Source organism: Stenotrophomonas sp. LGBM10, from assembly GCF_046736075.1.
Taxonomy (GTDB): Bacteria; Pseudomonadota; Gammaproteobacteria; order Xanthomonadales; family Xanthomonadaceae; genus Stenotrophomonas.
In genome coordinates this window covers 1,057,028-1,082,939 of the sequence record NZ_CP177163.1, presented here as the reverse complement: position 1 = coordinate 1,082,939, position 25,912 = coordinate 1,057,028, and the positions used below count along the sequence as shown (strand labels likewise).

Sequence of the window (25,912 nt, the reverse complement as noted above, 5' to 3'; positions counted from 1 at the left end):
GGTGGACGGCGCCCTGGAGGCGATCAAAGGGGGCGGGGCGCCGGCCAGCGGCCGGCACCGCCGACCGTGTTACTTGGCTTTCAGGACCACCTTGGTGCTGATCGCGGTTTCGTTGGGGATGTTCTTGGTGTCGGCCCAGTCGCCGCCGCCCACGCCGAAGTCCAGGCGCTTGACCGTGGCCTTGCCGCTGAGCACCGGCTGGGCGCCCGGGGTCCAAGTGAAGGTCAGGGTGACCGGCTTGCTGACGCCGCGCAGTTCCAGCGTGCCGTCGGCAGCGAACTGGTTGTTGCCCAGGGCGCGGAACTTCGTGGCGCTGTACTTGGCCTGGGCGAACTTGCCGACGTTGAAGAAGTCCGCACCCTGCAGGGTGGAATCGCGGTCGCTGTTGCCACTCTTGGCGCCGGCCAGCGGGATGGTCACTTCCAGGTGCGCGCCGTCCAGCTTGGCCGGATCGAAGCTGAGCTTGGTGTCGAAGCCGGGGAAGCTGCCGGTGAAGACTTCACCGTCGTACTTGGTGGCGAACACCAGGACCGAGCCGGGGGCCTGCACGTAATCGGCGGCGAAGGCCGGAGCGGCGGCCATCAGGCCGGCCAGGGCAGCGGCGACGGCCGCGGGAGTGGTGAGCTTGATGTTCATTCTCAATCCTTCTGGGGGGAGGCGAGCCAGCGCTGCGGCAACATGCGCGCAAGGGTGGCATCGCGTTGGTAAAAATGGTGGTAAAGCGCGGCGCCGGCATGGGCCAGCACCACGGCGATCAGCAGCCAGAAGCCCCACTCGTGGATGGCGTGGGAAATCTGGGTCACCTGCGGGTCCGGCGCGCTGAGCTTGGGCACGTCAACCAGGCCGAACCAGCGGAACGGACGCAGTCCGCTGGCCGAGTCGTACAGCCAGCCCGACAGCGGGATGGCGAACATCAGCACATACAGCAGCCCGTGGGTGGCCGAAGCGATGCGCTCCTGCCAGGTCGGCGTGCCGGGTACCGGCGCGGGCGCACCGGCATACAGCCGCCAGCCCAGGCGGGCCACCACCAGCGCCAGCACGGTGATGCCGATCGACTTGTGCATGGTGTAGATCCAGAAGTACTTCGGCGTCTTCGGGAACTCGCCCATCGTCAGGCCGACGATGCCCAGTGCGAGGATCAGCACGGCGATCAACCAGTGCAGGGTCATGCTGACGCCGCCCCAGCGGGCAGCGGTGTTCTTGGCGGTCATGGCGTGGTCTCCTGGACCGGCTGTGGGGATGGGGAATCGGAGTGCGGTGCGGTTGGCGGAGTTCCCGCATCGTCGACGGACGGTGCGTCCTGCGGATCGGCGGCATTGCGGTCGCGCACGGCCTCGGCCTCGATGCGCAGTTCCACCTGGTCGCCGATCATCGACGGCCAGCCATCCACGCCGAACGCGCTGCGGCTGAGCGTGGCGGTGGCCGAGAAGCCGGCCGTGCGCCGGAACGGGGGCAGCGGGTGGCGTTTGAGCGCGTTGAGCGTGACCGCCAGCGTGACCTCGCGGCTGACCCCGTGCAGGGTCAGCTGGCCGACGACGTTGGCGTGGGTGGCATCGATCGGCTCGACGCGCGTGGACACGAAGCGGGCCTCGGGGAAACGGTCGGCATCGAGCAGGTTGCGCGCCAGCGCGGCCTTGTTCCACTTGTCATCGCCCAGGTCCAGGCGCTGCAGCGGCACGCTGACGGTGAGCGTTGCGCCGGCCCAGTCCTGCGGATCGAACACGAGCACGCCCTCGCTGCCGGAGACGGTGCCCAGCGCATGCGAGAAGCCGGCATGTTCGATCGCAAACAGCACCCGCGTGTGGACCGGGTCCAGGCGGTAGCTGTCGGCGGCAAGGGCCACACCGGGGGCGGAGAACAGCAGCAGGGCAAGGGTCAGGCGCAGGGACATGGCCGGGCTCCATCGGAATCTGTGCCGATCATACGCACAGGCCTGTGCAGCCATGCAGGCTCATGGCTGCAACAGTTCGTGGTGCCGATGTGAACGCGCCGGGCCCGGTTCCGTGCAGGGGGGCTGGCGCAGGAAACAGCCTGTTCCATGCGACAATCCGCCCCTACACGGAGATCGGAATGGCGATGAGCGCGCGCGTCTGGCGGGCTGGCATCGTGGTGTTGGTGCTGTGGCTGTGTGCAGTGCCGGCAGCGTCGTGGGCCACAGGGACATCGGCAGAAACACCGCGCATGCGCCGCTTCGGTGCAGCCGAAGGCATGCCTTCGCGCATGGTGTTGGCGCTGGCCCAGGACCGCCAGGGCTATGTGTGGGCGGCCACCGATGACGGTCTGGCCCGCCTGGATGGGGTGGGGTTGCGCGTCTGGCGCCACGATCCCGCCGATCCCGATTCGATCCCCGGCAACGAAGTGGAAACCCTGCTGGTCGACCCGCTGGACCGCGTGTGGGTGGGCACCAACGGGGTGGGCCTGAGCATGCTGGGACCGGAGCGCCGCCGCTTCGAGCGCTTCGCCGATGTGAACGCCCGCTGCGAGGGGCAGTTCTGGTCGCTGGCCTATGCGGCGCGGTCGCTGTGGATCGGCACCAACCAGCACGGCATCTGCCGGCGTGAGGAAGATGGCCGGCTGATCCACTACCAGGCCGATCCGGGCGACCCGCGCACGTTGCCCGACAACACCATCTATACGCTGCTCACCGACCCGCAGGGGCGGGTATGGGTCGGCACCGGCAGTGGCGTGGCACGTTGGGAGGGCGATCATTTCACCCGCATCGCACCGGCGGTGCTGGGGGGCAAGAGCGTGTTCCGCCTCACCCGCGAACCGGATGGCACGGTCTGGGCAGGCACCGAGGTTGGTCTGTTCCGGATCGGTGCCGATGACGCGGTGACGCCCGCGCCGTGGACACTGAGCGCCGACGTGCGCGCGGCCAGCGTGATCCACGACCGCAACGGCGGCTACTGGCTGGGCACGGCCGATGGCCTGTACCGCGGCAACGACAGCGCGCTGCGCCTGCTGGCCGGTGATGCGGGCAGCGGGTTCCTCACCGCCCGCAGTGGCGTGCTGGACCTGCTGCAGGATCACGAAGGCGGGCTGTGGGTGGCCATGCTGACCCAGGGCCTGGCCTACCTGCCGCCGGACTGGAAGCGCTTTTCCAGCTGGTACCAGCTGGACGGCAAGCCACTGGACAGCGCCTACCTGCTCGGCGTGGCCGCCGCCGGTGAAGCGTTCTACATCGCCGGCGCGCATGGTCTGTACCGGTTGGATGAAGCGGGCCGGTTGAGCCAGATCGCCGATGACAAGCAGATCGGGGTGGGCGCGGCATGGTCGGTACTGCCCCGTGCCGACGGCGCGCTGTGGATCGGTCGGGCCGGGCGCCTGAGTCTCTATCAGCCGCGCACCGGTGCGTTGCGCGAGTGGAAGATCGGCGGCGGATCGGATGTCCGTCAGCGCATCGACCTGATTCGCCAGGCGCCCGATGGCGAGCTGTGGCTGTCGATCATGAACTACGGCATCCAGCGCCGCGCCGCCGACGGCCGCGTGCTGGATACCATCCGCGTCGACCAGGACCGCGGGCTGACCGAAAACCCGGTCGAACAGATGGTGTTCGACCCGCGTGGCCAGCTGTGGGTGGTGGGCGACATGGGCCTGCTGCGCTGGCGCAATGATCGCTTCGAGCAGGTTCCCGGGATTTCCCGCGGGGGCATCTACGATATTGCCTGGGACGGTCCGGACCATCTGTGGCTGGCGCGCAAGGGCGCGCTGGAGCGGTATGCGTGGGACGGGTTGAGCATGACCCTGCGGGAGCGTGTCGGCGCGGCCCAGGGCCTGCCGCCGGTATTGATGGGGGGCGTGGTGCTGGGGCGCGATGGGCAGGTGTGGGCGACCACGCCGCGCGGCCTGGTGTCCTGGCATCCGCGCGAGCGCCGCGCGCGCCTGTATGGCGAACGCGATGGCCTGCCCGATGCGGAGTTCAGCGGCCGGCCGCCGGTGCGCAACAGCAAGGGCCAGGTGCTGGCGGTGACCGCCACCGGCCTGGTCGGGTTCGATCCGGACGCGCCGGACCTCGTGCTGCCGCCGTCGCAGCTGGTGATCGACAGCGTGCAGGTGCGCCGCGACGATGCCGAGGGCCAGCAGACCCTGCCGATCAACGCGCCGATCACTCTTGGCCCGCTGGACCGCGACCTGATCATCGCCGCGCGGCTGCTGTCCTTCGCCAATCCGCAGGGCAACCGGTATCGCTATCGCGTTGCAGGCTATGACCAGAACTGGGTGATGCAGGCCGCCGACGGCGAACGCCTGTTGTCGCGCCTGCCGGCCGGGCAGTACGCCATCGACGTGCAGGCCGCGACGCCGCATGGCGACTGGACCCCGACCCGCACGCTCAACGTGCAGGTCAAGCCACCGTGGTGGCGCAGCCACTGGGCCATCGTCTGCTACGTGCTCGCCGCGGTGCTGTCCATTGCCGCCACTGCACGCGTGGCCCGGGTGCGCCTGCGCCGGCGCCAGCAATGGCAGTTGACCCTGCACAAGCAGCAGCTGGCCGAACAGGCCTCGCAGGCCAAAAGCCGCTTCCTGGCCACGTTGGGGCACGAAGTGCGCACGCCGATGACTGGCGTGCTGGGCATGAGCGAACTGCTGCTGTCGACACCGCTGGACGAGATCCAGCGCGGCTATGCCGCCTCCATCCAGCATGCCGGCACGCACCTGCTGCGGCTGGTCAACGATGCGCTCGATCTGGCCCGCATCGAAGCGGGCCGGCTGGAACTGGACATTCGACCGTTCGATCTGATGACCCTGCTCGAGCAGGTGGAAGCCTTGATGGAGCCGATGGCCCACCACCGTGGCCTGGCCTTCGAACGCAGTTTCAACCTGCCCGGGCCGGTCCAGGTCAGCGGCGATGAAATGCGGGTGCGACAGATCCTGATGAACCTGCTGGGCAACGCCATCAAGTTCACCGAGCACGGCCACGTGGGGCTGGGCATCGAGTTGCTTGACGATGGCCACGGGGTGGTCTTCGAGGTCTCCGACACCGGTCCGGGCATCAGCCAGGAACAGCAGCAGCGCCTGTTCCACCGCTTCGAGCAGGCCGATGGGCCGCGCACCGCATCCCGTTACGGCGGCAGCGGACTGGGCCTGGCGATCTGCCAGGAGCTCGCGGTGGCGATGGGCGGCCGGATCAGCATCGACAGCCGCCCGGGGCATGGCGCGTGTTTCAGCGTGCACCTGCCGCTGCCGTGGACGCTGCAGCGCAGCCGCAGCGTGGGTGACGCACCGGACGACACGCGCGCCGCGCTGCCCCCGCTGCGCATCCTGCTGGTGGAAGACGATGCGACCGTCGCCGATGTCATCACCGGCCTGCTGCGCACGCGCGGGCATGAGGTGGTGCACGTGCTGCACGGGCTGGCGGCGCTGTCGGAAGTGGCGTCGGGCCGCTTCGATATCGGGCTGCTGGACCTGGATCTGCCGGCGCTGGACGGCATCGCGATCGCCTCGCAGCTGCGCGCGATGGGCTACGAACTGCCGCTGATCGCGGTGACCGCGCGTTCGGATGCCTACGCCGAACAGCAGGTGCTGGCCTCGGGGTTCGACGGGTTCCTGCGCAAGCCGGTGACCGGCGACATGCTCGTGGAGGCGATCGCGCAGGCACGCATGGTGCGGCAGACCAGCCACTGATTTCGCGCATCGATAGGCCAGCTGCACGGATTCCGCGCAGGTGATCTGAAGATTGATTGAGCAGTATGTGACGGCGTCCGCTCCGGCATCTCCGCGCGCGGCACGGCGCCCCGTACCGTGGCGCGATGACATGTTCCGATCCTCGATAGGCCGTGGCGGTTGCCAACGCGCAGGCCGCCTGCGTGCCCTGCTGGTGGGGTCTGCTGCTCGCGCTGATGTGCATGGGGTGGCCGTTGCGTCTCATGGCCAGCCCACTGCTGTGGCCGCAGCCCGCACGGCAGGACGCTTCGACCGGCCTGCCGGCGGCGCAGGTGCGCGACATCGTGGAAGGCCCGCAGGGCGACCTGTGGCTGGCCACGGAGCTGGGCCTGCTGACATTCGACGGGCGCCGCTTCCGCTTTGCGGCGGCCGCCGCGGGGCTGCCTGACAGCACGCCCGCGCAGCTGCATGTTGATCCGAACGGACGGCTGTGGGGTCTCACCACCGCGCAGCAGCTGCTGTGGTGGTCCGACCAGGGGCGGGCAGTCCATCGGTGGCCATTGCCGCAGGCGTCGTCGTCCAGACCGCCGCAGATCCGGCACCTGTCCAGCGATGTGCTGGGCCTGTGGGTGGGGACCGCCGGGGATGGCCTGCAGGTCTGGCGCGACAGCACCGGCTGGCGGCCGGCGAGCGGCCTGCCATCGCCGCAGGTCACCGCGCTGGCGCGCGATCGCGACGGGGGAATGTGGATAGGCACCGGGCGCGGGCTGGCCTATGGCCGCTCCGCGCAGGTGCGGTCATTGAGCGGGTGGCGGTCCACGCCGGTCCAGTGGCTGTGGCCCGACCCGGCCGGCGGGATGTGGATCGGGACCGCGCAGGGCGCCGTCCATCTGGACCACCCCGATGCCATGCCGGTGCCGATGCGGGGCGTGGCGCAGCCCTGGTTGCTGCGCGGCGAGGCCGGGGAAGCCTGGGGGCAGGATGCGGATGGGCTGCTGCTGTGGCGGGGCGCACGTTCGCAGCGGGTGGTGCTGCCGCAGCCCGGGGCGCGCCCGGGCCGGCAACCGGTGATCCGGCAGATGCTCGAGGACCGCAGCGGTGGCGTGTGGATGCGCAGCGAAGATCATCGTCTGTGGCGGTTGCCGCCGCGTTGGCAGCAGTTCGCGGCGTTGGCGCCGGCGACGGATGGACCGCGCGATCCTTTCCTGCGCGCGCTGGCAGCGTCGCGGGGCGGTGGCGCATGGGTGGCTGGCAACCAGGGACACCTGCAGCGGCTCGACCCCGGCGCCGCGACGCCGCAGCCGCCGCCCGCGTTCGCACCGGAAATCGCCGAGGCGCGCGCGCTGGCCTTGGCCGAGGACGCGCGCGGCCGGGTCTGGATCGCCACGGCAGCACGATTGCTGCGTTACGACCCGGGAGCGCGGCGATGGACGCGCTGGCTGCTGGAGGCGGGTACCGATCCCGGTGCGGGACCGGTGGCATTGGCGGTCTGCCCGGATGGCGCGGTGTGGGTCGCCAGTGCCGCACAGATACAGTGGCGCGATGCGGACGGCACCCTGCGGCTGCACGGCACGCCAGCAGCTCTGGGATGGACGCCGCCGCCGTCGGCGATGCCGCTGCTGTGCGCAGCTGACGGCACGCTGTGGGCGGGCGATCGCACCGGCCTGCGCCGCTGGCTGCCGGCCAGGGAGCACTTTGCGCGCGTTCCCGGCGATGTGGCGGCCGACATCTCCGCCCTGGCCGAGGATGCCGGCGGAAACCTGTGGGCCAGCAGCACGGGCGTGCTGCAGCGTTACCGGTGGGACGGGCAGCGGCTGCAGCAGATGCAGCGGTTCGACACCGCGCAGGGTTACCCGCAGCTGCGCGCGCAGGCCCTGGCCGTGGACGCGGCGGGCGTGGCGTGGGCGGGCAGCGCGCGTGGGCTGGTACGGGCCAGTCCGCACGATGGACGGGTGCGCCTGTTCGATCTGGGCGAGGGCATGCCGGTACAGCAGGTCATGTCGCAGCGACTGCGCACGCTGTCCGATGGCACGCTGGTTGCGGCGGTGCGCGAGGGCGGCCTGCTGCTCATCGACCCGGCAGCGCGCGACCCTGACCGGCTGCGCGGTCTGCACGTGGAAGAGGTCAGCGTGCACCGGCAGACACTGCTGGCGCTGCCAGCGACGGGGACAGTGCCGCTGCAGGCCACCGACCGCAACGTGCGTGTTGCGGTACGGCTGGCGGGCGTCGCCGACGCGGCGCGCGTGCGCTATCGATTCCGCCTGCGCGCGGAGGAAAACGACTGGGTCGAGACCGGTGCCCTGGGCCAGCGCATGTTCGCGCGGCTGCCGCCGGGGACGCATGTCCTGGACGTGCAGGCGTACCACGGAGGGGAGGAGCGCGCATCCAGCGCATCGATCGTGCTGCAGGTGCAGCCCGCTGCGTGGCAGGGCGGCGCAGGACGGTTCGGCATCGCAGTGGCGCTGTGCGCCGGCACGGCGCTGACCGGCCGGTGGTATCGGCAGCGCGCGCGGCGGCGGTGGCACGACCAGACCGCCCGCGCGCAGCGGCAGGCCGCAGCACGGGCATCGCAGGCGCGCACTGCGCTGTTGACGCAGTTGGGCCAGCAGGTACGCGTTCCGATGAGTGCGGTGCTGGGCTGGAGCGATGTGCTGCGGCAGGCGCCGTTGACCGGCGTGCAGCACGGGCAGGTGCAGTGCCTGCACCGTGCCGGCGGACACCTGATGCAGCTGATGGACGATGCGCTGGACGTGGCGCAGGTGGAAGCCGGCCTGCTGCAGCTGCACTGCACGCCGTTCGACCTGTATGCCCTGCTGCACGATCTGCACGTGCTGCTGCAGCCGGTGGCGCAGGCGCGTGGGCTGTCGTTGCGGTGGCAGGTGGAGGTCGCGCAGGGAGCGCACGTCCACGGCGATCCGGCACGCCTGCGGCAGATCCTGCTCAACCTGCTCGGCAACGCGTTGAAGTTCACCACGCACGGCAGCGTGGTGCTGGAGGCGACGTGCGGGAACGGCGGATCGGGCCTGTGCCTGCGCGTGCGCGATACCGGGCCGGGCATGAGTGCGGCGCAGCAGCAGCGGATCTTCGAGCGCTTTGAGCAGGCCGAGGGCGCGCGCACCGCTGCGCGCCACGGCGGCACAGGCCTGGGGCTGGCGATCTCGCGACAGCTTGCGCAGGCAATGGGAGGCGACATCGGCGTGCACAGCGCTGAAGGGCAGGGCAGCTGCTTCACGCTGCAGCTGCCGCTGCCGCACGCAGTGGTGGCCAGCGTGGGCCAGCCGGCAGCCGCGCTGGAGCAGCCGGCGCTGCATGTGCTGCTGGTGGCGCCGTCGGTCGGCGCCGTGGTGGCCGCGCTGCTGCGCCAGTTGGGGCATACCGTGCAGGTCGATGAGGGTCTGCATCTGCCCGCGCCTGCCGGTGCTGCAGCGTGGGATGTGATCGTCGCCGATCCGTCGGTTGGCAGTGGGTGCGGTGCCATCGGTGCACGGCTGTCCGCACGGTGGCCGGGCGTGCCGCGGGTGGCGTTGAGTGCGTGCACTGGCGCGCACGCGGAGCGCCATGCGCAGGCTGCCGGGTATGCGGTGTTCCTGCGCCTGCCGGTCACGGCCGGGCAACTGGCTGCGGCGTTGCAACGGTGCGTGGGCGCGCGATGATGCGGCGGGTGCGGGGCTGGGCGGTGGCGCTGTGCGCCGGGCTGTGCGCGGTGTCTGCGGCATCGGGCGCGGTACCCGATGCGGTGCGCGTATCGATGCGCGAGGGACTGCCGTCGGATCGGGTGTACCAGATCGCGGAGGACCGCCAGGGCTACCGCTGGTTCGCCACGTCCGATGGACTGGCACGTCACGATGGCCGTCGCTTCCGGCTGTGGCGGATGGAGCAGGGGCTGCCGGACAACGACGTCACCAGCGTTGCACTGGATACGCGGAACCGGCTATGGGTCGGCACTGGAAGTGGCCACTTGCTGCGCCTTTCCGCCGATCGCCAGCAGGTGCTGCGTCTGGATGAAGGACGTTCGCAACCGGTCGCGGCGGGTGCGGTCACCACGTTGCTGCCCCTGGCCGACGGCACGGTCTGGTTCGGCACGCGCGATGCCGGCCTGTATCGCCGGGCCGCCGATGGGCGGATCGACCGCTTCGTGCCCGGCGAGGGACCGGCGCGACTGCCGTCGCTGCGCGTGCGCGCGCTTGCGCTGGGCCCCGATGACACAGTGTGGATCGGCACGGCTGGGGGCCTGGCGCGCTGGCGCAATGGCGCCTTCCTGCCCACCGCCACACCGGGCCAGGCAATACACGCGCTGGCGCCTGCGGGACGCCACATGTGGGTGGGCGCCGTCGACGGCGTGCGCCTGTACACCGCCGCCGGTACACCGGCCATGCACGGACAGTCGCCGGGTCTGCGCCTGCTCGGCGTTGGGCGCGACGGAGCGCGCTGGCTCGCGCGGGACGACCGGGTGTGGCGCGAAGATCCGCATACGGGCGCGCAGCGGGCGGTCTCGTTGACGGTGCCGGTGGGCCGTGCGCGACCGCGCGTGGTACGGCTGCACGAGGATCGCGATGGCGGGGTGTGGCTGCTGGGTGCGCACCTGGGTGCGTGGCGGCTGCGGCCGGACTGGAAGGCGTTCCATGCCGTGCACGGCAACCTCCCGGCGCAGGCCGACGCTGCCTTGCCTGCGTTTGCGGCCAGCCGGGCGGGCGGCGCGTGGCAGGCCGGGCCCGGCGCGGGGCTGTACTGGATCGACGGCGCCACGGCGCAGCGCACGCGACGGCTGCGCATGTCCGGCGCAGCGCCTGGGCAACGGCGGGCGGTGGTGGAGGACGCACGCGGCCAGGTATGGATCGCCGCTGCAGACGGATTGACCCGCTGGGACCCGCGCAGTGGTGCGCGGCGGCACTGGCCGGCATCGGCACCTGGGGCGCTGGACGCCGGGCGGCTGCTGCGCAGCTGTGGCCCGCACCTGTGGCTGCTGGAGGGCGAGACGCTGGAGCAGCGCGATCTGCACGGCGCCGTGCGCGGCCGCTGGGTGCGCGGCGGGGCCGGCGTGCGGGCCACACCCGCCGCCGCTGCGGTGCAATGCACTGCCGATGGCACGCTGTGGATGGGTGACGCGGCCGGGTTGCACCGCTGGCACCCGCAGCGCCCGCACCGCGCACCCGCACCGGTGCCGGTGCCGATGCGAACCGAGGGGGCGGTGACAGCCCTGCATGTGGATGCGCAGGACCGCCTGTGGGTGGCCGCGCGTTCGGCGGTGATCGCGTACCGCTGGCAGGGCGGCCAGCTGGTGGAGGTGGCGCGGCGGACGCTGGGGCCGGAGGACGGACCGGTACGGTCACTGACGGGCGATGCCGACGGCGCGCTGTGGGCGGGCACGGCGCGAGGGGTGCTGCAGCTGGCCCCCGGTCGGCAGGCAACGCGACTGCTGACACCTGCCGATGGCCTGCCGGTTGCCGCGCTCGGTGGCGGGCCCCTGCTGCGTGCCGGTCCGCGGGTGCTGCTGCCGCTGTTGCAGGGCGGCGACGCAGTGCTGCTGGATGCGGCCGCGCTGGGGGCCGCGCGGCCCGATCCGCCGCCGGTGCTGGACCGGGTGCAGGTGCGCCGGCACGGGGTGCTGGTGGAACTGCCGCCTGCCTCGCCCCTGCGCCTGCAGCCCGGCGACCGCGACCTGCGGGTGCAGGTGCGCGTGCTGTCCAGCGACGGGCGAAGGCGTGAGTACCGGATGCGCATGGCGGGGCAGCAGGCCGGCTGGATCGGCATCGGCCGGCCCGGCATCCGTGAGTTTCCCCGGTTGGCGCCGGGCCACCACCGTGTCCTCTACCAGGCGCGGCGTGCGCAGGGCCCCTGGTCGGACGCGCAGGTGGTCGAGGTGCACATGGCGCCCACCGTGCTGGAACGAACCGACGTGCGCGTGGCACTGGCGCTCTGCGGTGGCGTGCTGGGGCTGGTGGTGGCCGGCCTGTGGCGGCGCCTGCGACGGCAGCGGCGCGCACGGGGCGAGGCTGCGCTACGCCAGGCCGCCGACGAGCGGGCCGGGCAGGCCAAGGCGGACTACCTGGCAACGTTGGGGCATGAAATCCGCACACCGCTGACCGGTGTGCTGGGCATGAGCGAACTGCTGCTCGATGCCGGCCTGGCCCCGGCACCGCGTGCGCAGGTGCAGCGGATCCATCGGGCGGGCCACCAATTGCTGCGCATCGTGGACGACACCCTGGATACCGCGCGGATCGACGCGGGACGGCTGCTCCTGCACACGCGCCGGTTCGCCCCGCTGCCCGTGCTGCAGCGGGTGCTGGCCACCGAGGTGCTGCCGCTGTGCCAGCGCGGGCAGTCGCTGGCCGGTTGCCTGGCGCTGGCGCCAACGCTGACCGGCCGGGGCGATCCGGTGCGCATGGCACAGTGCGTCCAGCATGCCCTGCGCGCCCTGGCCGAGCAGACCGGTGCCCGGCAACTGCTGCTGCATGCCGCCCCGTTGCCCGGCCGGAGCGGCGTTCTGGTGGCGCTGGCGGCGCACATGCGTGGCGGACGCCGTGCTGCCGGCAGGGCGGTGCTGCCGACCCCCACCCCAAGCCGCGATGGGCTGCTGCTGGCGCTGGGCCCGGCGCGGCTGCGCGCGGAGGGCATGGCGGGCCGGCTCGCGGTGGTGGCCGCGCCGGATGGCTGGCGCGTGATGCTGAGCCTGCCGATGGAGGGCGGCCTGCAGGAGGGCAGCGGCGTGGACCCTGTCGAAGACCCCACGGCCTGCGCGCTGCCCCCGGTACTGCTGGCGATGCAGGACACCGCCACGGCGCGCCGCCTGGCCGACGGCCTGCGCGCGCAGGGGCGCACCGTGGTGCACGCCGTGCATGCGCTGGCCGCGTTGCCGGTGCTGTCGGCGGCACCGTTGGCCGCCCTGCTGGTGGAGGGCAGCCTGCCGGGCATCGATGGTCTGGCGCTGATCGGGTTGGCCCGGGACCGGGGCTGGTCCGCACCGGCGTGGTTGCTCGACCCGGCGCCCACGTCGGCGCGGGTTGCGCAGGCGCGCATGGCCGGGGCGCTCGGCGTGCTGCCGCTGGCGCTGAGCGCCGCCGCCATCGAGGCGCTGCTGCAGGCCGGGCCGGAGGCGACGCGGTGAGCCGGGCGGTTTAGTATGTGGATCGCTGCCCGGGGACCGGGACGGACGCATGCCCGCCAGCGGCGGGCGCAGGGAATGGACGGACAGACTCGGGAGATCCATTGGTGTTGCGTCTGCTGTGGTTGCTCCTCATCGCCGTGGGTGTGTCCTGTGCCGGCCTGGCTGCCGCGCAGCCGGTACCGCCCACGCCCCGCCAGGTGACGGTGTTCGACGGCCTGCCGTCCAACACGGTCAACCGCATGGCCGAGGATCGCTACGGCTACCTGTGGATCGCCACCAACGACGGCCTGGCGCGCTTCGACGGACGCAACTACCGGATCTGGCGCGCCGAGGATGGCCTGCGCGACAACCACATCTGGACGGTGCACGTCGATCCGCGCAACCGGCTCTGGATCGGCACCGAGCACGCCGGCCTGGTGATGATGTCGGCCGATCGGCGCGAGCTGCGGTTCCATGACCGCCAGAACCATCCGGAGATCGGCAGCAACACGATCTGGAGCGTGGCCTCCACACCGGACGGCGCGATCTGGTTCGGTACGTTCGAAGGCGGCCTGCACCGCATGGACCGCGACGGCACCATCACCCGCTACATGCCCGAACCGCACAATCCGCGCAGCCTGCCGTCCGCATCGGTGGGCAACCTGACCACCACCCCGGACGGCACCCTGTGGGTCGGCACGAAGGCGGGGCTGGCGCGCTGGACCGGCCACGATTTCGAGCGCGTGCCCGCGCACCAGCTGCCGCTGGCGATGATCAACGGCCTCACTCCCGAGTCCGATGGCAGCCTGTGGATCAACACCAATGCCGGGGTGGTGGTGCGGCGTCCGGACGGGCGTTTCGAACCGGCGCCGTGGAAGGTGTCGGCGGGCGACCAGATCCTGGGCATGATGCTGCGCGACGAGCAGGGCGGGTATTGGCTGGACACGCGCTCGGGCCTCGGCCGCGCCTACGACAACCAGTTCCAGCAGGTGCCGCTGTACAGCGCGGTGGCACGCGGGCAGGTGCGCCCGAACTGGACCGGTGCCTATGAAGACCGCGAAGGCGGCATCTGGATGGCCAGCGCCAATGGCGGGTTGTGGCATCTGTTGCCGCGCTGGTGGCAGTTCTCGCTGCTGTCGCGCCTGGAGGACGATCCGGCCTCGCTGCGCAACGCCTATGCACTCGGCATGGCCGCCGCCGCCGATGGCGGGGTGTGGACGGTTGGCACGCACGGGGCGCTGGACAAGTTCGATCCGGTGACCGGGCAGATCGAGCAGCACAAGACCTGGGTCGATGGCACCCAGTGGCTGCAGTCGGTTGTCGAGGACCCTCGCGGGCAGGTCTGGATCGGTTCGTGGGACGCGCTGACGCGCTACGACCCCAAGGACGGGCGCACCCGCCGCTGGGGGCGCGATGCCGCGGTCGATGCGTCGATGGAGGGCGCGATCGAGGCGCTGATCGTGTGCGATGGCAACCGGCTCTGGGCGATGGCCTCCAACGGCCTGCAGCAGCGCGATCTGGATGGCCGTGTGCTCAACCAGGTCGGGCTGGGCCATGCGGGCATGGCGCCCGGGCAGATGACCCAGGACATCCAGTGCGGCCCCGGCGATCACCTGTGGCAGGCCACCAATCAGGGCCTGATGCGATGGGTGCCGATGCGCCGTCGTTTCGAGCCGGTACCGGGCAGCCCCAGCGGCGGCGTGTACGCGATGGCCTGGGCAGCCGACGGCTCGGTGTGGCTGTCCGAAGAGGGCCGCCTGAGCCAGTACCGCTGGCAGAACGAACGGCTGGTGCATACCGCGCAGATCGGCAGCGAGCGCGGCTATCCGGAGGTGTCCGCGACGGGCCTGGTGGTCGATGCGCAGGGCGTGGTGTGGGCGGCCAGCGCACGCGGATTGGTGCGCGCCGATCCGCACAGCGAGAACGTGCGCCTGTACGGCGTGCACGATGGTCTGCCCAGCCAGGAGTTCCGCCGCCGCACGCTGACCATGACGGCCAGTGGTCGCATCGCCGGTGGTACGCCGGCCGGTGTGGTGGTGTTCGATCCGGCGCAGGTGAAGCCGTCCACGCGGCGCGCGCCGCTGGTGATCGAACGGGTGGAGGTGCGCCGCGGCGAGCGCGTGATCGACCTGACCCACGTCAACCCGCTGGAGATCGCCGATGGCGACCGCGACCTGCGCATCGTGGCGCGGCTGCTGTCCTTCGCCGATTCCTCGTCCAACACCTACCGTTACCGCCTGGCCGGCTACGACCCGGACTGGGTCGAAGTGGGCCCGGCCGGCGAGCGCCTGTTCTCGCGGCTGTCGCCGGGGCGCTACCGGCTGGAAGTGCAGGCCCGCTCGGCCGACCACATCTGGTCGCGGGTGCAGGTGCTGGAATTCCGGGTGCTGCCACCGTGGTGGCGCAGTGTCTCCGGCGTGCTGCTGCTGACCTCGCTGGTGCTGCTGTCGCTGAGCCTGTTCGCCTGGTTGTACCGGCGCCGCCTGCAGCGCAAACACGCCTATCAGCTGGCGCTGCACAAGCAGGAGCTGGCCGAACAGGCATCGATGGCCAAGACCCGCTTCCTGGCCAACCTCGGCCACGAAGTGCGCACCCCGATGACCGGCGTGCTGGGCATGAGCGAACTGCTGCTGGCCTCACCGCTGGACCCGAAACAGCGCAGCTACACCGAATCGATCCGCCATGCCGGCGAGCATCTGCTGCACCTGGTCAACGACGCACTGGACCTCGCGCGGATCGAGTCGGGCCGGCTGGAGCTGCAGGCGCAGCCGTTCCCGCTGGACCAGCTGGTGCACGATGTGTGCACGCTGATGAGCGCGCTGGCCGAACAGAAGCAGCTGCGCTTCATGGTGGACAACGCGTTGCCGCCGGGAACCTGGGCGGTGGGCGATGAGATGCGTGTGCGCCAGATCCTGCTCAACCTGCTCGGCAATGCGGTCAAGTTCACCAGCCACGGTCATGTCAGCCTGCATCTGCGCGCGATTGCGCCGCACTGTGGCGTGTACATCGAAGTGGCCGACACCGGTCCGGGCATCAGTGCCGAACAGCAGCTGCGTCTGTTCAAGCGCTTCGAGCAGGCCGATGGCGCACGCACCGCCGCGCAGTACGGCGGCAGCGGGCTGGGCCTGGCGATCTGCCGCGAACTGGCGCTGGCGATGCAGGGCCAGGTGGACGTGGACAGCCAGCTGGGTAGCGGCACCCGGTTCAGCGTCACCCTGCCGTTGCCGCTGCAGCACGGCGCTGCCGCCGATGCCGCGCCGGGAGACGCGGCAGCCGTGGTCACGCTGCCGCCGCTGCGCATCCTGCTGGTGGAGGACGACATGACGGTGGCCGACGTGGTGACCGGCCTGCTGGGCGCGCGCGGCCATGAGGTGATCCATGCCGCGCACGCGCTGGCCGCCCTGCGCGAGGTGATGGATACCCACTTCGACGTGGCGCTGCTGGATCTGGATCTGCCCGGGTTGAGCGGTATCGAACTGGCCGAGCAGTTCCGCAACCAGGGCTACGAGATGCCGATCATCGCGGTGACGGCGCGCACCGATCCGGCCATCGAGGCGCAGGTGCGCCAGGCCGGGTTCAAGGACTTCCTGCGCAAGCCGGTCACCGGCGATCTGCTGGTGGCTGCGATCGCGCGCGCGCTGGGCCCGTGGCCGCCGCCGGCGTAGCGCGGGCTATTCGGCCACTTCCTCGACGTCACGCGGCGAGGGGCGGGTATCGGGAAGCTGCCAGAAGATCAGCGTGGAGGTCAGGGTGATGGCCCCCACGCAGACGAAGGTGGCATGCAGCGCGGCGGTGGCGCCGTGGGCGACATCGAGGTGGCCGAATGCAGCCAGCAGGCTGCCCGCCGCTGCCGCGCCGAAGCCGGTGGCAAGCATCATCACCATCGACAGCAGGCTGTTGCCGGGGCTGGCGAACTCACGGTCGAGATCGCGCAGCGTCACGGTGTTCATGACGGTGAACTGCAGCGAGTTGACCGCACCGAAGACGGCCAGCTGCACCACGCGCAGCCACACGGGCTGGCCGGGGGTCATGAAGATGAAACTGGCCATCGCCAGACCGACCAGAACGGTGTTGACCATCAGCACGCGGCGGTAGCCGAAGCGCTCGACGAGCTTGACCGCATAGCGCTTGGAGACCATGCCGGCGGCGGCAACCGGAATCATCAGTAGCCCGGCGTTCATCGGGCTCATGCCCATGCCGATCTGCAGGAGCAGGGGAATCAACAGGGGCATGGCGCCGCTGCCGATGCGCGAGAACAGGTTGCCGAGGATGCCGATGCGGTAGCTGGGGACGTGGAACAGCGCCAGCGAGAACAGCGGGGCGGTGGAGTTGGCGGCGTGCAGCCAATAGCCCACGAGCGAGGCGAGCCCGGCCACGGTCATCAGCATCACCAGGGCATGCGGCGTGCCCATGCCGGAGATGCCGTCCAGCGCCAGCGACAGCACCACCATGCCGAAGGCGAGCATGAGGTAGCCGGGCAGGTCGAAGCGGGTGCGATGCTCGGCGTAGTGGTCGGGCATGATCTTCATGGCGGCGATGTAGCCGATCACGCCGATCGGGAGGTTGATCAGGAACACCCAGTGCCAGGAGGCGACTTCGACCAGCCAGCCGCCGAGGGTGGGGCCGATGAGCGGGCCGATCAGGGCGGGAATGGCGATGAAGCTCATGGCGCGCAGGAATTCCTCGCGCGGGACCGAGCGCATCACGGCGAGCCGCCCGACCGGAAGCAGCATGGCGCCGCCGATGCCCTGCAGGACACGCGCGCCAACCAGCTGGTGCAGGGTCTGGGCGAGCGCGCAGGCCAGCGAGCCGAGGGTGAACAGGATGATGGCCACAAGGAAGGTGCGGCGCGTGCCGAAACGGTCGGCCACCCAGCCGGAGGCGGGGATGAAGGTGGCCACGGCCAGCGCGTAGCTGAACACCACCGACTGCATCTGCAGCGGGCTTTCGCCGAGGCTGCGGGCCATCGCGGGCAGGGCGGTGTTGACGATGGTCGAATCCAGCATCTGCATGAAGATCGCCAGCGATACCAGCCACAACAGGGGCCGTATCGAGGCGTAGCTGCTGGTCGTCATCGTGCGCACCTTCATCAACGAGGTGCATATGATCGCCGATGTGGGATCAGGGTGCGGTCAAAATAGGGCGCGGGCAGCGCCGACCGTGGTCGGCGGCTGCCCGCGCGATCCCTCAGCGCCTGCTGAGGCGATGCACCGCATCCACCAGCACGCCGACGTGGTCGGGATTCATGTCCGGCGACATGCCGTGGCCCAGGTTGAACACGTGGCCATCGCGCGAACCGCCGTTGCCCTCGGCGTAGCTGTCGAGCACGCGGCCGGCGGCACGCTCGATGGCGTCCGGGTTGCCGTACAGCGTGGCGGGGTCGAGGTTGCCCTGCAGCGCGACGCGGCCGCCGGTGCGGGCCACGGCGTCGGACAGGTCCAGGGTCCAGTCCACGCCAAGCGCATCGGCACCGGTGTCGGCCAGTGCGCCCAGGTGCAGGCCGGTGCCCTTGCCGAACAGGATCAGCGGGGTGCGCTGGTCACCCTGGCCGCGCTCGAGCTCCTGCGCGATGCGGGTCAGGTAGCGCAGCGAGAATTCGCGGTACATCGACGGGCTGAGCACGCCGCCCCAGGTGTCGAACACCTGCAGTACCTGGGCGCCGGCGGCGCGCTGGGCCGCCAGGTAGGCGATCACCGCATCGGTGACCACCGACAGCAGCTGGTGCAGGGCGGCCGGTTCGTTCAGGGCCATCGCCTTGATCCGGGCGAAGTCCTTGCTGCCGCCGCCTTCGACCATGTAGCAGGCCAAGGTCCACGGGCTGCCGGAGAACCCGATCAGCGGCACCTTGCCGTCCAGCTCGCGGCGGATCACGCGCACGGCGTCCATCACGTAGCGCAGTTCGGTTTCCATGTCCGGCACCGCCAGCCGGGCGATGGCGGCGGCATCGCGCACCGGGTGACGGAACTTGGGGCCCTCGCCATCGACGAAGTACAGCTCCAGGCCCATCGCATCGGGGATGGTGAGAATGTCCGAGAACAGGATCGCCGCGTCGAGGTCGAAACGGCGCAGCGGCTGCAGGGTGACTTCGCAGGCGATGTCGGGGGTCTTGGCCATCGCCAGGAAGCTGCCGGCCTTGGCCCGGGTGGCACGGTACTCCGGCAGGTAACGGCCGGCCTGGCGCATCAGCCAGACAGGGGTGCAGTCCACCGGTTCGCGGCGCAGGGCGCGCAGCAGGCGGTCATGGCGGGAGGGGCTGGTCACGGAACGCTTCCTTGGAATCTGGTGGCGCAGGGCCGAAGTGGGGCAGGCGGTGCGATGGCCGCTCAGGGCGGCGGGTCGCCGCTGGTGTAGGTGATCGTGTAGCCGCGGTGCAGATGCGCATCGCGCGCCTTCTCGAAGGCGGCGTGCGCCAGATCTTCCTGCAGGAACAGCTCACGGCGCAGTTGCCCGCGCCCGCCGATGGGGCCGGACTCGTGCAGCAGCTCCCAACCGCCGAACAGGTCCGGTTGCAGGGTGAGCTGGAGGTAGCGGGCCGGGTCGGCACCGCGGGCAGGTTGGTGCAGGGACACGCGCATGCCCCGATTGTAGCCGCGAACGCCATAGGCGGCCGTGGACACCGGCGCGGGTGCGGCAGACGGTCGCAGCCTCAGCCGGCGGCGAGCACGCGCAGCACGTCGGCTTCATCGACGTCGGCCACCACTTCGGCCCGGCCGATGCCACGCCACAGCACCAGGCGCAGGCGTCCGGCGATGTTCTTCTTGTCCAGCCGCATCCGCGCCAGCAGGGCAGCGGGCGCAAGACCGGCCGGGATCGCCACGGGCAGTTCGTAGCGCAGCAGCAGCTCGCGCAGCTGGTCGGTGTCGGCGGCGTCGCTCATGCCCAGCTGGGCGGACAGGCGTGCGGCCAGCACCATGCCGACCGCGACGGCTTCGCCGTGGTTGAGGTTGTCGTTGCCCGGTGCGCCATAGCCCTGTTCGGTCTCGATGGCGTGGCCGAAGGTGTGGCCGAGGTTGAGCAGGGCACGCTCGCCCTTTTCCAGCGGATCGCGGGCGACAATCTCGGCCTTGTGTTCACAGCTGCGCGCGATGGCCTGGGCCAGAGCGGCATCGTCGCCGGCCAGCAGCACGGCGTGCTCGGCCTGCAGCCACTGGAAGAACAGCGGGTCGCGGATCGCGCCGTACTTGATCACTTCGGCCAGGCCGGCACGCAGCTCGCGCGGGGGCAGGGTGCGCAGGGCGGCGGTATCGGCGATGACCGCGCGCGGCGGGTGGAACGCGCCCACCAGGTTCTTGCCTTCGGGAATGTCCACGGCGGTCTTGCCACCGACCGAGGAGTCGACCATCGCCAGCAGCGAGGTCGGCAGCTGCACGCAGTCAACGCCGCGCATCCAGCAGGCGGCGGCGAAGCCGGCAAGGTCGCCGGCCACACCGCCACCGAGGGCCATCACGCAGGCATCGCGGGTGGCCCCGAGCGCGGCCAGCGCGGTGATGGCCGCGCCGAAATTGTCCAGGGTCTTGGACGCTTCACCCGCCGGCAGCACCAGCGTGCCGATCAGCAGGTCCGGGCGCTGCGACAGCAGGGCGGCCTTGACGCCGTCCAGGTACAGCGGGGCGACCGAGGAATCGCTGAGCAGCAGCACATGGCGGCCACGGACGTGCTGCGCCAGCAGGGCGCCCTGGCCAAGCAGGCCGGGGCCGATGTGGATGGTGTAGGGCGTGTCGCCGCCGACGGCGACGGTGCGGGAGGCGGGGGTCATGCGGGGGTGTCCTGTCGCTGCCATTGCGCGGCCAGGCGCAGCACCAGCTGCGCGGTGGCCTCGGCGGGGGTATAGAGATCGGTATCCAGGGTGAGGTCGGCCAGCCCGCGATACAGCGGGTCGCGCAGGGCGGCCATGTCGTGCAGCACCTGTTCGCGGTCCGGGCGCTGCAGCAGCGGGCGGCCACGGTCGCGGGCCAGGCGTTCGAGCTGGGCCGGCACGCTGACCCGCAGGTACACCACGAAGCCGCGGCGGGCGATGGCCGCGCGGTTGTCCGCATCCAGCACGGCGCCGCCGCCGGTGGACACCAGCTGGTTGCGGCCGGCCAGCAGCGCCTGCAGCACCTGGCGTTCGTGCTGGCGGAAACCGGCCTCGCCGGCATGCTCGAACAGGGCCGGAATGCTGGCGCCGGTGGCCTCGACGATGGCCTGGTCGGCATCAACGAAGTCCAGCGTGAAGCGCTCCGCCAGGCGGCGCCCGATGCAGGTTTTGCCGGCGCCCATCGGGCCGATCAGGATCAGGTTCGGAGCGGGATTCATTACCCGCGATCCTAACATCTCCGTGCCACGGCCTTTACGCGGCGGCCCGCATGGTGGGCTGCGCGGAATGTCCCGCGCGTACCCGGAGCCCGTCCATGTCAGTGGCCAAAATCATCGAGATCAATGCCTCCTCCAAGACCAGCGTCGAGGACGCCGTGCGCAGTGGCCTGAAGAAGGTATCCGAGACGGTCAAGGGCATCCAGGGCGCCTGGATCAATGAGACCAAGGTGGTCACCGACGGCGAGGGCAACATCACCGAATGGCGGGTCAACCTGCGGGTGACGTTCCTGGTGAGCTGAGCGGCGGCGCCGGCACGATGCGGCGCTGCTCGTCCAGCGCGATCACCCGGTCGGCCAGCGCCGGCAGGGTGCGCAGGGCCTGCCGGCTGACCCGCTCGTAGTACTGCACGAAGCGTTCCAGCTGGGCGCGGCTCATGCTGCTGCGTTCGGGCTGGGCCGCCTGCAGGTTCTGTTCCTGCTGCCAGCGCCAGCGCGGAATCACCGCGAAGTCCGGCGGCTGCAGGAACCACAGCCGGTCGCAGCGCTGCCACAGGGCCGGATAGTCCCTGGCCAGCGCCGCATTGCACCAGTGCCGCCAGCGCCCGTCCGCGTCGGCCTCGCGTTCCAGTGCGTTCAGTGCGGGTGCCAGATCGGCCTCGGACTGCGGCGGCGTACCCAGGAACCAGCCTTCAAACACCAGCAGGTCCAGTGGGCCCTCCAGGCGTGGCCAGGTGGCGGCCGGCTCGCGCTCGTCGGCCAGCTTGTCGAAGCGGGGCAGGGTGACCGGTCCCCCGGCGGCGACCGCATCGAGCGTGGCATGGGCCAGCGGCAGGTCGTGCGTGCCGGGCGGGCCGCGGGTGAGCAGCAGCGGGTGCACCTGCCGCGCCAGACGCTGGCGCTGGGCACGGGTCAGGTAGACATCATCGATGGAGAGCATGGCCGCGCGCAGGCCGCGGGTTTCCGCCAAGGCCACCACCTGGGCGGCCAGCGTCGATTTGCCGCTCCCCTGCAGGCCGCTGATCGCCAATACTGGAATGGCGGCACCACACCCCAGTGCATCATCCAGCGCCTGCGCGACCAGCGCATCTGGAAATCCTTTCGTCGCGGGCATGTACGCAGGTGCGGGCATGCAGCGACAATAAACCCAAACCGTGCGACAAGAAAACCGCCATGACCGATCTGTATGCCGAAGCGTTGTCCACCTTTGCCGGGCTGTTCGAAGAGGCCAAGGCAAGCCGCGAAGTTGAACCCAATGCCATGACGGTGGCCACCGCCGATGCCGGCGGGCGGCCGTCGGCGCGCACCGTGCTGCTCAAGTCGTTCGACGCGCGTGGCTTCGTGTTCTACACCCACCTGGGCAGCCACAAGGGCCGCGAGCTGCAGGAAAACCCGCGTGCGGCGCTGCTGTTCCTGTGGCGCAGCCTGCGCGAGGCCGGCATCCAGGTGCGCATCGAAGGCGCGGTGGAGCAGGTTGCCGACGCCGAGGCCGATGCCTATTTCGCCTCGCGCCCGCGGATGAGCCAGATCGGCGCATGGGCCTCGCTGCAATCGCAGACGCTGGCCTCGCGCGAGGCATTCGATGCGCGCGTGGCGGAGATCGAGGCGCGCTTCGACGGCCAGGATGTTCCGCGCCCGGCCGGCTGGAGCGGCCTGCGCGTGGTGCCGCAGCGCATCGAGTTCTGGTACGGCGCGCAGTTCCGGCTGCACGAGCGCTGGTGCTATGAAATCGACGCGGCCGGGCAGTGGAGCAAGCGGCTGCTGTTCCCGTGAGTGCGCCCGCGCCCGTGATCCGGCAGGCGGTACCCGCCGACGCTGCGGCATGGGCGCGACTGCGGCTGGCGTTGTGGCCGGACGCCGATGAGCCGGTCGACGCGCTGGCCACGTCGCTGGCCGACACCGACGCGGCGGTGCTGCTGGCGTGTACGGCGGATGGCGATGCGATCGGTTTTGCCGAAGTGCGGCTGCGCCGCGACTACGTCAACGGCACCGACAGCGCGCCGGTCGGGTTTCTCGAAGGCTGGTACGTGCAGCCGGGCTGGCAGGGCCACGGTGTGGGGCGCGCGCTGCTGGATGCGGTGGCGGCCTGGACGCGCGCGGCCGGCTGCAGCGAACTGGCCTCGGACAGCGCGCTGGATGCGGTGGCCGCGCACGCGGCGCACCGCGCCTGCGGGTTCGAGGAAACCGAGCGCGTGGTGTACTTCCGCATGTTGCTCGATCCACTGCCGTGACGCCCTCGCCGCGCGGCGGCTAGTCGATCGCGGCGGCGCGCAGCCAGCGCCACAGCGTGGTACGCGAAACGCCGAGCTGCGCGCATGCCTGCTCGCGGTTGCCGCCACACGCGGCCAGCACCTGCCGAAGAACGGTGGCATCCGGCCGCGCGGCCACGGCCGGCCCAACGCCGGTCTGCGTCGCATCGGCCAGGGCGGGTACGCGCGCGCGATGCGGTCCCTCCAGTTCCGGTAGCCACTGCAGCATCTGCGCCAGCGACAGTTCGCCGGGCCGCTGCTGCCAGTGGATGCGCAGCCGGTCGATCGCGTTGCGCAGCTCGCGCACGTTGCCCGGCCACGGCGCTTCGCACAGCCGCTGCAGTGCCGCTGCCGACAACGGCGAGGCGGTATGACCCAACTGCCGGAAGAAATGGGCCACCAGCAGCGGCACGTCGTCGCCACGCTCGTGCAGGGTGGGCAGGGCAATGCGCAACGCGGCCAGCCGGTAGTACAGATCGCGACGGAAGCGCTGCGCCTCGACCAGCGATTCCAGGGTCTGCAGGGTGGCGGCCACCACGCGCACATCCACCGGGGTCGGCTCGGTCGCACCGACGCGCAGCACTTCGCGTTCTTCCAGCACCCGCAGCAGCCGGGTCTGCAGGGGCAGCGGCAGTTCACCGATCTCGTCCAGGAACAAGGTGCCACCGTCGGCCGCCTCCACCAGTCCCACGCGGCCGCCGCGACGCGCGCCGGTAAAGGCGCCGTCGGTGTAGCCGAACAGTTCGGCTTCCAGCAGCGACTCGCTGATCGCCCCGCAGTTGAGCGCGACGAAGCGGCCGCGCCGGCCGCTGGCGGCGTGCAGCTGGCGGGCCACCAGTTCCTTGCCGGTGCCGGTGGCCCCGGTGACCAGCACCGTACTGTCGTGCGGGGCGTACAGCGCGATGCGTTCGCGCACCTGCTGCATCGGCGCGCTGTCGCCAAGCAGGGCATGATCGGGCTCGTGGTGCCGGGCCGGCGCCCGCCGGCGTGGCAGCGGCGCACCGGACCGGGCCAGGGTCTGGGTCAGTTCCAGCGCGTGTTCGAAGGCCTGGCGCACCGAATCGGCCGAGTACAGCAGCACGCCGGGCAGGCCGACCTGCTCTGCATGGTCGATGGCCATGCCGGTGCCGACGATCACCTCGATGCCGTTGGCGCGCATGTCGGCGATGCAATCGCGGGCGTCTTCACGGGTAACGAAGCGGCGGTGCTCGATGTCCAGCCCGAAGCTGTGCTGGAAGCTGCCGAACGTGGGCACGTCGGTGGCATGGGTGACCAGGCCGATCCGCGGCGCGATGCGGCGCGCGCGCGCCAGCGCTTCCATCAGGTCGAAGCCGTTGGCCTGGATCGGCACCAGCGGCACGTCCAGCCGGCTGCGCAGGTAGGCCGCGTTGGAGCCGCCGGCAATCACCACATCGCAGTGCTCGCGGCGCAGGCGCTGGCCGATCACGTCCACCGCCTCTTCGAAACCGAGATTGATCGGCACGATCCGGGCGCGGCGGTCGAACTCGGGAATCACGTCGCCGAGCAGGCCGGTCAGGCGGGAGACGCTCACCGTCCAGATCACCGGCAGGTGGCCGGGGTCCGGGTCGGGCAGGCGATGGCGGGGCAGGCTGATCGACATGGCACTGTTTCAGTGTTTCGGTTGCATCAATGTTACATGTGTTTCATTTGACAGGCATGAAACACCGCTGCAACGGGTCTGTCTCAATGAAATCATAGGGTTGCGACTTGGCACGCCCCTTGCGCCTGTCTTCCCGTCACTCACGATGGAATGCCACATGAGCTCCTCTGTTTCCTCCGCGGGCAGCCGCTTCCGCGCCGCGCTGGCCGCCGAATCGCCGTTGCAGGTGATCGGCGCGATCAACGCCAACCACGCCCTGCTGGCCCAGCGCGCCGGCTACCGCGCCATCTATCTGTCCGGTGGCGGCGTTGCGGCCGGCTCGCTGGGTCTGCCGGACCTGGGCATCAACACCCTGGAAGACGTGCTGATCGACGTGCGCCGCATCACCGACGTGTGCGACCTGCCGTTGCTGGTGGACATCGACACCGGCTTCGGCCCCAGCGCGTTCAACATCGCGCGCACCGTGAAGTCGCTGATCAAGGCGGGTGCGGCGGCGTGCCACATCGAAGACCAGGTCGGCGCCAAGCGCTGCGGCCACCGCCCGGGCAAGGAAATCGTCACCCAGGGCGAGATGGTCGACCGCGTGAAGGCCGCTGCCGACGCCAAGACCGATCCGGACTTCTTCCTGATCGCACGTACCGACGCGATCCAGGTGGACGGCGTGGATGCCGCCATCGAGCGTGCCATCGCCTGCGTGGAGGCCGGTGCCGATGGCATCTTCGCCGAGGCCGCCTATGACCTGGACACCTACCGACGCTTTGTGGATGCGGTGAAGGTGCCGGTACTGGCCAACATCACCGAGTTCGGCAAGACCCCGCTGTTCAGCCGCGACGAACTGGCCTCGGCCGGGGTGGCGATCCAGCTGTTCCCGCTGTCCGCGTTCCGCGCCGCCAACAAGGCCGCCGAGAACGTGTATGAGACCATCCGTCGGGAGGGCCACCAGCGTAACGTGGTCGACGCGATGCAGACGCGCGAGGAACTGTACGACCGTATCGGCTATCACGCCTTCGAGCAGCAGCTCGATGCGCTGTTCGCCGCCAAGAAGTAAGACCGAAGCACTGTTTTC

18 protein-coding genes are annotated in these 25,912 nt (G+C 70.8%); 8 read left to right on the top strand and 10 right to left on the bottom strand.

Going from position 1 to position 25,912, the window contains the following annotated elements; genetic code table 11:
* Nucleotides 1-69: 69 nt before the first annotated feature.
* Genes ACLB90_RS04575 through ACLB90_RS04565 form a run of 3 tightly spaced genes read right to left on the bottom strand, consistent with a single transcriptional unit; the run spans nt 70 to nt 1,891 of the window.
* Nucleotides 70-636 carry a YceI family protein gene (locus ACLB90_RS04575; RefSeq protein WP_411851819.1) on the bottom strand — a complete coding sequence of 189 codons (567 nt, stop codon included), beginning with the start codon at nt 634-636 and terminating at the stop codon, nt 70-72.
* A gap of 2 nt (nt 637-638) precedes the next feature.
* Nucleotides 639-1,211, bottom strand: a complete 573-nt coding sequence (locus ACLB90_RS04570) for a cytochrome b (RefSeq protein WP_411851818.1) — start codon at nt 1,209-1,211, stop codon at nt 639-641.
* The gene (locus ACLB90_RS04565; protein WP_411851817.1) at nt 1,208-1,891 is read right to left on the bottom strand and encodes a YceI family protein; all 684 of its coding nucleotides are present in this window, start codon (nt 1,889-1,891) and stop codon (nt 1,208-1,210) included. Before ACLB90_RS04565 ends, ACLB90_RS04570 begins: the two co-directional genes overlap by 4 nt.
* A 185-nt stretch (nt 1,892-2,076) precedes the next feature.
* Between ACLB90_RS04565 and ACLB90_RS04560 the strand changes: the two genes are divergently transcribed.
* The 4 genes from ACLB90_RS04560 (at nt 2,077) to ACLB90_RS04545 (ending at nt 16,350) form a co-directional block, all read left to right on the top strand.
* The gene (locus ACLB90_RS04560; protein WP_411851816.1) at nt 2,077-5,622 is read left to right on the top strand and encodes an ATP-binding protein; all 3,546 of its coding nucleotides are present in this window, start codon (nt 2,077-2,079) and stop codon (nt 5,620-5,622) included.
* Nucleotides 5,623-5,774: 152 nt separating this feature from the next.
* Nucleotides 5,775-9,254 (top strand): ATP-binding protein, encoded by a 3,480-nt coding sequence (locus ACLB90_RS04555; RefSeq protein WP_411851815.1) that lies wholly within the window; start codon nt 5,775-5,777, stop codon nt 9,252-9,254.
* On the top strand, nt 9,254-12,706 hold the full coding sequence (locus tag ACLB90_RS04550) for a two-component regulator propeller domain-containing protein (protein ID WP_411851814.1): 3,453 nt from the start codon (nt 9,254-9,256) through the stop codon (nt 12,704-12,706). The genes ACLB90_RS04555 and ACLB90_RS04550 overlap by 1 nt, the downstream gene beginning before the upstream one ends.
* 101 nt (nt 12,707-12,807) lie before the next feature.
* Complete coding sequence (locus ACLB90_RS04545) at nt 12,808-16,350, top strand: two-component regulator propeller domain-containing protein (RefSeq protein ID WP_411851813.1); 3,543 nt, start codon at nt 12,808-12,810, stop codon at nt 16,348-16,350.
* 6 nt (nt 16,351-16,356) lie between these two features.
* On the opposite strand, the gene mdtD is transcribed toward ACLB90_RS04545, so the two are convergent.
* The 5 genes from mdtD to ACLB90_RS04520 form a co-directional block, all read right to left on the bottom strand.
* Entirely contained in the window at nt 16,357-17,760 is a 1,404-nt protein-coding gene (mdtD, locus tag ACLB90_RS04540) for a multidrug transporter subunit MdtD (protein ID WP_411851812.1), read from the bottom strand.
* 112 nt (nt 17,761-17,872) lie between these two features.
* A complete protein-coding gene (hemE, locus tag ACLB90_RS04535) occupies nt 17,873-18,946 on the bottom strand; it encodes a uroporphyrinogen decarboxylase (RefSeq protein WP_411851811.1) in 1,074 nt (357 codons plus the stop codon).
* 62 nt (nt 18,947-19,008) lie between these two features.
* On the bottom strand, nt 19,009-19,260 hold the full coding sequence (locus tag ACLB90_RS04530) for a WGR domain-containing protein (RefSeq protein ID WP_411851810.1): 252 nt from the start codon (nt 19,258-19,260) through the stop codon (nt 19,009-19,011).
* 71 nt (nt 19,261-19,331) lie between these two features.
* On the bottom strand, nt 19,332-20,441 hold the full coding sequence (gene aroB / locus ACLB90_RS04525; protein WP_411851809.1) for a 3-dehydroquinate synthase: 1,110 nt from the start codon (nt 20,439-20,441) through the stop codon (nt 19,332-19,334).
* Nucleotides 20,438-20,980, bottom strand: coding sequence for a shikimate kinase (locus ACLB90_RS04520; RefSeq protein WP_411851808.1), 543 nt, complete (start codon nt 20,978-20,980; stop codon nt 20,438-20,440). The genes aroB and ACLB90_RS04520 overlap by 4 nt, the downstream gene beginning before the upstream one ends.
* Before the next feature lie 95 nt (nt 20,981-21,075).
* Here ACLB90_RS04520 and ACLB90_RS04515 point away from each other — a divergent pair, with 95 nt between their 5' ends.
* The gene (locus ACLB90_RS04515; RefSeq protein ID WP_019186071.1) at nt 21,076-21,279 is read left to right on the top strand and encodes a dodecin family protein; all 204 of its coding nucleotides are present in this window, start codon (nt 21,076-21,078) and stop codon (nt 21,277-21,279) included.
* On the opposite strand, the gene ACLB90_RS04510 is transcribed toward ACLB90_RS04515, so the two are convergent.
* On the bottom strand, nt 21,248-22,108 hold the full coding sequence (locus ACLB90_RS04510; protein ID WP_411851807.1) for a kinase: 861 nt from the start codon (nt 22,106-22,108) through the stop codon (nt 21,248-21,250). The two genes, ACLB90_RS04515 and ACLB90_RS04510, sit on opposite strands and share 32 nt — an antisense overlap.
* 41 nt (nt 22,109-22,149) lie before the next feature.
* Here ACLB90_RS04510 and pdxH point away from each other — a divergent pair, with 41 nt between their 5' ends.
* Nucleotides 22,150-22,749: a pyridoxamine 5'-phosphate oxidase gene (gene pdxH, locus ACLB90_RS04505; RefSeq protein ID WP_411851806.1), complete on the top strand. Its 600-nt coding sequence runs from the start codon at nt 22,150-22,152 to the stop codon at nt 22,747-22,749.
* Entirely contained in the window at nt 22,746-23,207 is a 462-nt protein-coding gene (gene aac(6') / locus ACLB90_RS04500) for an aminoglycoside 6'-N-acetyltransferase (protein ID WP_411851805.1), read from the top strand. The genes pdxH and aac(6') overlap by 4 nt, the downstream gene beginning before the upstream one ends.
* A gap of 19 nt (nt 23,208-23,226) precedes the next feature.
* On the opposite strand, the gene prpR is transcribed toward aac(6'), so the two are convergent.
* The gene (gene prpR / locus ACLB90_RS04495) at nt 23,227-24,840 is read right to left on the bottom strand and encodes a propionate catabolism operon regulatory protein PrpR (RefSeq protein WP_411852696.1); all 1,614 of its coding nucleotides are present in this window, start codon (nt 24,838-24,840) and stop codon (nt 23,227-23,229) included.
* 163 nt (nt 24,841-25,003) lie between these two features.
* On the opposite strand from prpR, the gene prpB reads away from it, so the two are divergent.
* Nucleotides 25,004-25,894, top strand: coding sequence for a methylisocitrate lyase (prpB, locus tag ACLB90_RS04490; protein WP_411851804.1), 891 nt, complete (start codon nt 25,004-25,006; stop codon nt 25,892-25,894).
* The last annotated feature ends 18 nt before the right edge of the window (nt 25,895-25,912 follow it).

What these genes read in the sequence shown, in the direction of transcription:
- ACLB90_RS04575 (WP_411851819.1), bottom strand. Translation starts at nt 636, where the DNA reads ATGAACATCAAGCTCACCACTCCCGCGGCCGTCGCCGCTGCCCTGGCC.
- ACLB90_RS04570 (WP_411851818.1), bottom strand. Translation starts at nt 1,211, where the DNA reads ATGACCGCCAAGAACACCGCTGCCCGCTGGGGCGGCGTCAGCATGACC.
- ACLB90_RS04565 (WP_411851817.1), bottom strand. Translation starts at nt 1,891, where the DNA reads ATGTCCCTGCGCCTGACCCTTGCCCTGCTGCTGTTCTCCGCCCCCGGT.
- ACLB90_RS04560 (WP_411851816.1), top strand. Translation starts at nt 2,077, where the DNA reads ATGAGCGCGCGCGTCTGGCGGGCTGGCATCGTGGTGTTGGTGCTGTGG.
- ACLB90_RS04550 (WP_411851814.1), top strand. Translation starts at nt 9,254, where the DNA reads ATGCGGCGGGTGCGGGGCTGGGCGGTGGCGCTGTGCGCCGGGCTGTGC.
- mdtD (WP_411851812.1), bottom strand. Translation starts at nt 17,760, where the DNA reads ATGACGACCAGCAGCTACGCCTCGATACGGCCCCTGTTGTGGCTGGTA.
- ACLB90_RS04530 (WP_411851810.1), bottom strand. Translation starts at nt 19,260, where the DNA reads ATGCGCGTGTCCCTGCACCAACCTGCCCGCGGTGCCGACCCGGCCCGC.
- aroB (WP_411851809.1), bottom strand. Translation starts at nt 20,441, where the DNA reads ATGACCCCCGCCTCCCGCACCGTCGCCGTCGGCGGCGACACGCCCTAC.
- ACLB90_RS04520 (WP_411851808.1), bottom strand. Translation starts at nt 20,980, where the DNA reads ATGAATCCCGCTCCGAACCTGATCCTGATCGGCCCGATGGGCGCCGGC.
- ACLB90_RS04515 (WP_019186071.1), top strand. Translation starts at nt 21,076, where the DNA reads ATGTCAGTGGCCAAAATCATCGAGATCAATGCCTCCTCCAAGACCAGC.
- ACLB90_RS04510 (WP_411851807.1), bottom strand. Translation starts at nt 22,108, where the DNA reads ATGCCCGCACCTGCGTACATGCCCGCGACGAAAGGATTTCCAGATGCG.
- pdxH (WP_411851806.1), top strand. Translation starts at nt 22,150, where the DNA reads ATGACCGATCTGTATGCCGAAGCGTTGTCCACCTTTGCCGGGCTGTTC.
- prpB (WP_411851804.1), top strand. Translation starts at nt 25,004, where the DNA reads ATGAGCTCCTCTGTTTCCTCCGCGGGCAGCCGCTTCCGCGCCGCGCTG.